The sequence below is a fragment of the Afipia sp. MLSD5-FHT05B12 genome (genome assembly GCF_058793355.1).
Genome location: NZ_JBXAFS010000043.1, coordinates 1 through 4397 on the forward strand (window position 1 = coordinate 1; position 4397 = coordinate 4397).

5 protein-coding genes are annotated in these 4397 nt (G+C 58.8%); 4 read left to right on the forward strand and 1 reads right to left on the reverse strand.

Features of this window, described 5'->3' with window-relative positions; all coding sequences use genetic code 11:
* The first annotated feature begins 128 nt into the window (after nucleotides 1-128).
* On the forward strand, nucleotides 129-986 hold the full coding sequence (locus AC1Q6J_RS23070) for a LysR family transcriptional regulator (protein ID WP_492281471.1): 858 nt from the start codon (nucleotides 129-131) through the stop codon (nucleotides 984-986).
* 274 nt (nucleotides 987-1260) lie between these two features.
* Here the strand turns inward: AC1Q6J_RS23070 and AC1Q6J_RS23075 are convergent, their stop codons facing one another.
* Nucleotides 1261-2160 carry a LysR family transcriptional regulator gene (locus AC1Q6J_RS23075; RefSeq protein WP_492281472.1) on the reverse strand — a complete coding sequence of 300 codons (900 nt, stop codon included), beginning with the start codon at nucleotides 2158-2160 and terminating at the stop codon, nucleotides 1261-1263.
* 118 nt (nucleotides 2161-2278) lie between these two features.
* Here AC1Q6J_RS23075 and AC1Q6J_RS23080 point away from each other — a divergent pair, with 118 nt between their 5' ends.
* From AC1Q6J_RS23080 to AC1Q6J_RS23090, 3 genes are all read left to right on the forward strand, one after another.
* Nucleotides 2279-2833 (forward strand): carboxymuconolactone decarboxylase family protein, encoded by a 555-nt coding sequence (locus AC1Q6J_RS23080; protein WP_492281473.1) that lies wholly within the window; start codon nucleotides 2279-2281, stop codon nucleotides 2831-2833.
* 39 nt (nucleotides 2834-2872) lie between these two features.
* Nucleotides 2873-3820 (forward strand): alpha/beta fold hydrolase, encoded by a 948-nt coding sequence (locus AC1Q6J_RS23085; RefSeq protein ID WP_492281474.1) that lies wholly within the window; start codon nucleotides 2873-2875, stop codon nucleotides 3818-3820.
* Nucleotides 3821-3894: 74 nt separating this feature from the next.
* Nucleotides 3895-4377 (forward strand): GlcG/HbpS family heme-binding protein, encoded by a 483-nt coding sequence (locus AC1Q6J_RS23090; RefSeq protein ID WP_492281475.1) that lies wholly within the window; start codon nucleotides 3895-3897, stop codon nucleotides 4375-4377.
* Nucleotides 4378-4397 lie beyond the last annotated feature (20 nt).

The following is a 4397-nucleotide window of genomic DNA, read 5'->3' on the forward strand; positions in this document are numbered from 1 at the left end:
CTTTCCGGCGCGCAGCGAGATGTGAAGCAGCGGCATCGCAGATCCTTTTCATTTGGTCTTGGCTTAATAGATGCTGCGCGACTATTTTGATATGCTATGGATAGTGATATCAGCTATTTTGGTTGGAAATGACTGAACGCCCCCTCGACATGGACGCCGTCCAGGCTTTTGTTCGCATCGCCGAACTGGGCAGTTTCACGCGCGCGGCTGAGTCCATGCGGACGACGCAAGGCGCGGTCAGCCTGAAGCTGAAGCGGCTCGAGGAAAGGCTCGGTTGCCGGCTCGTCGAGCGGACGCCCCGGTACGTGGAGCTTTCGGCGAGGGGCGTGGCCTTTCTCGAACACGCTCGCGAACTTCTGGAGGTGCAAGATCGCGCCCTCGCCATATTTTCCGGAGCCCGGCAGCGCCTCACCATCGGCATCAGCGACCATGTTGCGGGGCCGGAACTCCCCGCACTGATCGCGCGAATGAATGCGCAAGATCCGCAGTTGCTGATCGAAATCCGGATCGGATCGTCGGGCGACCTGCTTCAAAGCTTCGACCGGCGGGAACTCGATACCGCGATCGTCCGCCTGCATGCGGGGCGAAACGACGGGGAAATTCTGACCGAAGAAAAATTCGGCTGGTTCGCTGCACCTGGCTGGCAGCATCGCGCGGGCGAGCCCCTGCCACTTGCCACCATGGCCGAGCCCTGTGGCGTGCGCGCGTTGGCCGGGCAGCTTCTCGATAAAGCCGGTGTGCCGTGGACGGAAATTTTCGTCGGCGGCGGCGTTGCGGCGGTGGCCGCAGCCGTGATGGCCGGGCTCGGTGTCGCTGCATTGGCTCCGCGCATGTTGCCATTCGGCGCGGTTGATGTTGGCTCCAGGCTCAAGCTGCCCGATTTGCCGCGCTTGCCGATCCTGCTTCACACCAGGGTCAAGGACGGTCGGTCGCGCGATGCCCTTGCGGCACTTTCGGCGGCCTTCAGGAATGTGGTGCGAAGCTAGCCGACGCTCTCGCGAAGGCGCTCACAGCCAGTTTCGCAGCTGTTAAGCGGCAAAGACGTTTTGCAGGCCACCATTTTCTTCAGGCCGTTTTTTCCGCTCCCGCAATGCCCTGGTTTTATAGGTTCACGTCCCAAATGGCGATGCAACTCTGTGCCGGAACAACTGCGCGCCCGCGTTGCTAAGGCATGCAGCAATATAAAACGCATATAGGAAAAGAGCGGAGAACCTCACCGCTCAGACCGGTCGCTGTTCCCGTTCGAGCCGGTCTGTTCGATCAGAGGTACTGCAGTCGCTGCTTCAGCCGCGGCGCGGCATAGTCGAGAAATGCCCGGAGCTTCAGCGGAATCAGCCGCGAACTCGGATACACGAAGTTGAGCGGAAAGGGGGCCGGTTCAAAGTCGCGGAGAACAGTGACGAGATCGCCGTCTTTCTCAGCGTTGACGACCTGATAGCAGAATGCCCGGGTCAATCCTGCACCGGCGATGGCGGCTTCAATCGCCGCTTCTGCAGTCGTTACAACCAGCCGCGAGCGCACTGGAAATTCTTTGGTCCTCTTGCCGATTCGAAACGGCCACGCGTTGGACGCCGATAGTGTCGGGCGCGTCACGCAGTCATGGTCAGCGAGATCGTCGGGATGTTTCGGCGTGCCCCGCTTTGCGAGATAGGCCGGACTGGCGCAGATGATATTGCGGATTGTCCCGATGCGCAGAGCGATCATGCTGCTGTCGGGAAGTTCGCTCAACCGGACGGCAAGATCCACCTGCGCATCGATGAGATCGACGATCTGATCAGAGAGGTGCAACTGAACGCCGACCTCGGGATAGGCCTTCAGAAAATCGACCACGATTGGGGTGAGGTGAACTCGTCCGAACACGATCGGCGCCGTAATGATCAATTTGCCGCGCGGTACGCGGTATTCACCGGACGCGACACGTTCCGCTTCACCTAACTCATCCAGTAAACGACGGCACGCTAGGTAGAAAGGTTGACCGCTGTCGGTCAGCGTGATTTTACGCGTTGAGCGACTGACCAAACTCACCCCAAGAAGGTCTTCGAGCTCAGACACTTTGCGGCTGAGCGTTGCTAGAGGCATTCCGCTGTCGCGCGAGGCGGCGGAAAAGCCGCCCGCCTCGACCACAGTCACGAATGCCGACATTGACTCGAAACGATCCATTGTTACTTCCAAAATCTGGAAAGGTGACTTTCAAAATTACCAGATAGTCGGATTCTTTGGAAGGGAGCAGGTATGGGCCGCAGCCTGAACCAAGGTTCACGTCAGACAGGAAAGCTAAATGTCACGCATCCCGACCCCCGCCTCAATTGATGCCTCACCGGTTGCCGCGCGTCCGCTGCTCGAAGCCGTCCAGAACCAGCTTGGCTCGGTGCCCAACCTGTTCCGCCTAATCGCCAACAGTCCGGCTGCGTTAGAGGGCTATCTTGGTCTCAACACCGCGCTCTCGAAAGGCGCGCTCGACGGCGCGACTCGCGAGCGGATCGCGCTCGCCGTTGCAGAAATCAACGGGTGTCACTACTGCCTCTCGGCCCACACGTTCCTGGCCAAGAACATCGCCAAGCTCGACGATGCGGAGATCACCGCGAACCGCAACGGTACGTCCAGCGATCCGAAGGCAGATGCCGCGGTGCGTTTCGCCAGAAAAGTTGCTCATGCGCGCGGGCACGCCGACGGCGCGGACATTGCCGCTGTCAAGCAGGCGGGATTCGACGATGCGCAAATCATTGAGATCGTGGTTCATGTCGCTCTGAACACTCTGACCAATTACGTCAACGAGGTGGCAGGAACCGCGATCGATTTTCCGATCGTGCCCGCGGCCCGCAACGCGGCATAAGATCCGATTACCGAAGCCTCCACACAGCGAGAATTGATCATGAATAAATTGGTAGTCACTATCGTCGCAGCCACCTCTCTTCTGGGCACTGCTCTCGCGACCAGTTCCTTCGCGGCTGAGCCTGTGACTTATAACGTCGCCAAGGTACGAGATCTTGACATTTTTTATCGCGAAGCAGGACCGAAGTCGGCTCCCACGGTGCTGTTGTTGCATGGCTTCCCTACGTCATCCCACATGTTTCGCGAACTGATCCCGGTTCTCGCTACGAAGTACCATGTCATCGCGCCCGACTATCCAGGCTTCGGTCATTCGAGCGCGCCCTCGCTCGATGCCTTCAAGTACACGTTTGCGAATTTGGCTGATGTAGTTGATGAATTCACGAGCACGGTCGGGCTCAAGAATTACATTCTCTACATGCAGGACTATGGCGGCCCCATCGGCATGCGGCTAGCCCTCAAGAATCCCGACAAGGTACGCGGCTTCGTCGTGCAGAACGCTGTTACCAATGTCGAGGGCTGGAATCCGCAGGTAGTCGCCAGCTTCGCGCCCGCCTGGCAGAATCGGACGCCGGAAACCGAGAAGCCACTGCGCGCGGCCTTCAATGCTGAGGCGACAAAATTTCAGTACACACACGGTGCCTCGCGCAAGGATCTGGTCAATCCAGACGCGTGGGCTTTCGACCAGGCATTCCTCGATCGTTCCGGCAATGACAAGATTCAGGTTGAGTTGCTCTATCAGTATCAGGACAACGTCGCTCAATATCCGAAGTGGCAGGAGTACCTGAAAACCAGGCAGCCACCGATACTTGTGACTTGGGGTAACAACGACCCATTCTTCACGACGCAGGGCCGGGACTTCTTCAAGTCCCTGGTGCCGAAGACCGAGGTTCATTCCTACGACGCTGGCCACTTCGCACTTGAGACGCACGGACCGGAGATCGCTTCCGCCGTCCTGACGTTCCTCGGTCGCTTGCCGAACGCAAAGTGAGGCGGGAAATGAGACTCCTGGAGAAGGCAAGGATTGTGCGATCCTGCATTGGATTAGCTGCGCGAGGCCTCGCCGTGACCACGGTTTTCGTGGCGGCTCCCGCGGTTGCCCAAGTTCAGAATACCGGCAACTTCTTGTCGCTCGATCTGGCGATGGAAGCCGCCGCTGAAGCGGTGCATGTGTGCGCAGAGAGGGGCTGGCCTGTGAGTGTGTCGATCGTTGATGCAGCCGGCAATGTCAGGCTGCAAGCCAAGGGTGATCACAGCACTGTCCACACCAAAGACTCCAGCTTCCGCAAGGCCTATACAACAGTGACGATGGCGCCGATCTTCGGCTTCGATGTCCTCAGTGTGTGGACCGAAAAGCTCAAGACAAATCCCAATGCTGCTGCTTTTGCCAGCCTGCCTGATATCCTTCTTCTACCCGGCGCGGTCGCGGTAAGGATCAAAGGCGAGGTAGTTGCCGCCATAGGAGTTGGTGGCGCACCTGGCGGCGAGAAAGACGAGGCCTGCGCGGCTGCAGGTCTTGCAAAAATCAAGGGCCGGTTGCCGCAATGAATGATTCCGAAATCTCGCAC

Bases quoted from the DNA above. Each gene is read 5' to 3' on its own strand.
- AC1Q6J_RS23070 (WP_492281471.1), top strand. From the start codon at position 129: ATGACTGAACGCCCCCTCGACATGGACGCCGTCCAGGCTTTTGTTCGC.
- AC1Q6J_RS23075 (WP_492281472.1), bottom strand. From the start codon at position 2,160: ATGGATCGTTTCGAGTCAATGTCGGCATTCGTGACTGTGGTCGAGGCG.
- AC1Q6J_RS23080 (WP_492281473.1), top strand. From the start codon at position 2,279: ATGTCACGCATCCCGACCCCCGCCTCAATTGATGCCTCACCGGTTGCC.
- AC1Q6J_RS23085 (WP_492281474.1), top strand. From the start codon at position 2,873: ATGAATAAATTGGTAGTCACTATCGTCGCAGCCACCTCTCTTCTGGGC.